The organism is Actinokineospora sp. PR83 (genome assembly GCF_021056305.1).
Classification (GTDB): domain Bacteria; phylum Actinomycetota; class Actinomycetes; order Mycobacteriales; family Pseudonocardiaceae; genus Actinokineospora; species Actinokineospora spheciospongiae.
In genome coordinates, this window is sequence record NZ_JAJCXD010000116.1 from 1 (window position 1) to 3,208 (window position 3,208).

Annotated in this window: 1 rRNA gene; it reads left to right on the forward strand. The window is 56.8% G+C overall.

The features are described from left to right. Positions 1-50: 50 nt before the first annotated feature. Positions 51-3,160 (forward strand): 23S ribosomal RNA (locus L6E12_RS31075). Positions 3,161-3,208 lie beyond the last annotated feature (48 nt).

Consider the following 3,208-nt stretch of genomic DNA (forward strand, 5'->3'; position numbering starts at 1 on the left):
GGTTTTCTGGTTGGTGTTTGAGAACTGCACAGTGGATGCGAGCATCTTTGTAACAAGTTGTTAAGGGCATACGGTGGATGTCTAGGCATCAGGAGCCGATGAAGGACGTAGGAGGCTGCGATAAGCCTCGGGGAGCTGTCAACCGAGCTGTGATCCGAGGATGTCCGAATGGGGAAACCCGGCATCAGTCATGTGGTGTCACCTGCACCTGAATATATAGGGTGTGTGGAGGGAACGCGGGGAAGTGAAACATCTCAGTACCCGTAGGAAGAGAAAACAACCGTGATTCCGTGAGTAGTGGCGAGCGAAAGCGGATGAGGCTAAACCGGATACGTGTGATACCCGGCAGGGGTTGCGTGTTCGGGGTCGTGGGACCTTTCGGCCGGTTCTGCCGGACTGGCAAGGAGTGAGAAAACACTGTGGTTAGTGGAACACGTCTGGAAAGCGTGACCGTAGAGGGTGAGAGTCCCGTACGTGAAAACCCGGTGTCTCCTGGGAGTGTTCCCAAGTAGCAGCGTACTCGTGAAATTCGCTGTGAATCTGGCGGGACCACCCGCTAAGCCTAAATACTTCCTGATGACCGATAGCGGACTAGTACCGTGAGGGAAAGATGAAAAGTACCCCGGGAGGGGAGTGAAAGAGTACCTGAAACCGTGTGCCTACAAGCCGTCAGAGCCTTTTGGGGTGATGGCGTGCCTTTTGAAGAATGAGCCTGCGAGTTAGTGCTGCGTGGCGAGGTTAACCCGTGTGGGGTAGCCGTAGCGAAAGCGAGTCTGAATAGGGCGCCATAGTCGCGTGGTCTAGACCCGAAGCGGAGTGATCTACCCATGGCCAGGGTGAAGCGACGGTAAGACGTCGTGGAGGCCCGAACCCACTTAGGTTGAAAACTGAGGGGATGAGCTGTGGGTAGGGGTGAAAGGCCAATCAAACTCCGTGATAGCTGGTTCTCCCCGAAATGCATTTAGGTGCAGCGTCGCATGTTTCTCACCGGGGGTAGAGCACTGGATGGTCTAGGGGCCCCACAAGGTTACCGAAATCAACCAAACTCCGAATACCGGTGTGTGAGAGTGCGGCAGTGAGACTGCGGGCGATAAGGTTCGTAGTCGAGAGGGAAACAGCCCAGAACACCAGCTAAGGCCCCCAAGTGTGCGCTAAGTGGGAAAGGATGTGGGGTCGCCCAGACAACCAGGAGGTTGGCTTAGAAGCAGCCACCCTTGAAAGAGTGCGTAATAGCTCACTGGTCAAGTGGTCCTGCGCCGACAATGTAGCGGGGCTCAAGCGCACCGCCGAAGCTGTGTCACTCACACAATACATCCCCTTCCTCCTTCGGGGGGTTGGGCAGTGGTGTGGGTGGGTAGGGGAGCGTCGTGCATCCATGGAAGCGGCGGAGTGATCCAGTCGTGGAGGGTGCGCGAGTGAGAATGCAGGCATGAGTAGCGAAAGACGAGTGAGAAACTCGTCCGCCGGATGACCAAGGGTTCCTGGGCCAGGCTAATCCGCCCAGGGTAAGTCGGGACCTAAGGCGAGGCCGACAGGCGTAGTCGATGGACAACGGGTTGATATTCCCGTACCCGTGTGGACGCGTCCCTGGTGAGCCCGGTGATACTAACCGCCCAAAGCGAGGTTTCCCTTCGGGGAGACCGAGTGGAGCGCGGGACCTGAACCGGTAGTAGCCAAACGATGGGGTGACGCAGGAGGGTAGCTCCGCCAGCAGTTGGTGACTGGTGTAAGCGTGTAGGGAGACTGGTAGGCAAATCCGTCAGTCGTATATCCTGAGACGTGATGCATAGCCGAATGAGGCGAAGTAGAGTGATCCCATGCTGCCGAGAAAAGCCTCTAGTGAGTTTCCACGCGGCCCGTACCCCAAACCGACACAGGTGGTCAGGTAGAGAATACCAAGGCGCTCGGGTGAACTATGGTTAAGGAACTCGGCAAAATGCCCCCGTAACTTCGGGAGAAGGGGGGCCGCAGGATTTGAAGCCCTTCGCGGGCTAGGGTCAGGCGGCCGCAGAGACCAGCGAGAAGCGACTGTTTACTAAAAACACAGGTCCGTGCGAAGTCGCAAGACGATGTATACGGACTGACGCCTGCCCGGTGCTGGAACGTTAAGAGGACCGGTTAGCCCGCAAGGGCGAAGCTGAGAATTTAAGCGCCAGTAAACGGCGGTGGTAACTATAACCATCCTAAGGTAGCGAAATTCCTTGTCGGGTAAGTTCCGACCTGCACGAATGGCGTAACGACTTCTCGACTGTCTCAACCATAGGCCCGGTGAAATTGCACTACGAGTAAAGATGCTCGTTACGCGCGGCAGGACGGAAAGACCCCGGGACCTTTACTATAGCTTGGTATTGGTGCTTGGTTCGGTTTGTGTAGGATAGGTGGGAGACTGTGAAGTTCACACGCCAGTGTGGGTGGAGTCATTGTTGAAATACCACTCTGATCGTACCGAGTGTCTAACTTCGGACCGTGATCCGGTTCAGGGACAGTGCCTGGTGGGTAGTTTAACTGGGGCGGTTGCCTCCCAAAGGGTAACGGAGGCGCCCAAAGGTTCCCTCAGCCTGGTTGGCAATCAGGTGTCGAGTGCAAGTGCACAAGGGAGCTTGACTGTGAGACAGACATGTCGAGCAGGGACGAAAGTCGGGACTAGTGATCCGGCGCTGGCTGGTGGAAGCGGCGTCGCTCAACGGATAAAAGGTACCCCGGGGATAACAGGCTGATCTTGCCCAAGAGTCCATATCGACGGCATGGTTTGGCACCTCGATGTCGGCTCGTCGCATCCTGGGGCTGGAGTAGGTCCCAAGGGTTGGGCTGTTCGCCCATTAAAGCGGTACGCGAGCTGGGTTTAGAACGTCGTGAGACAGTTCGGTCCCTATCCGCCGCGCGCGTTGGAGACTTGAGGAAGGCTGTCCCTAGTACGAGAGGACCGGGACGGACGAACCTCTGGTGTGCCAGTTGTCCCGCCAGGGGCATGGCTGGTTGGCTACGTTCGGAAGGGATAACCGCTGAAGGCATCTAAGCGGGAAGCCTGTTCCAAGATGAGGTCTCCCACCACCTTTGAGTGGTTAAGGCCCCCAGCTAGACCACTGGGTTGATAGGCCAGAGATGGAAGCCCGGTAACGGGTGGAGTTGACTGGTACTAATAGGCCGAGGGCTTGTTACAAAAATGCTACGCATCCACTGTGCGGTGTCTGAGACACCAACCACCCCC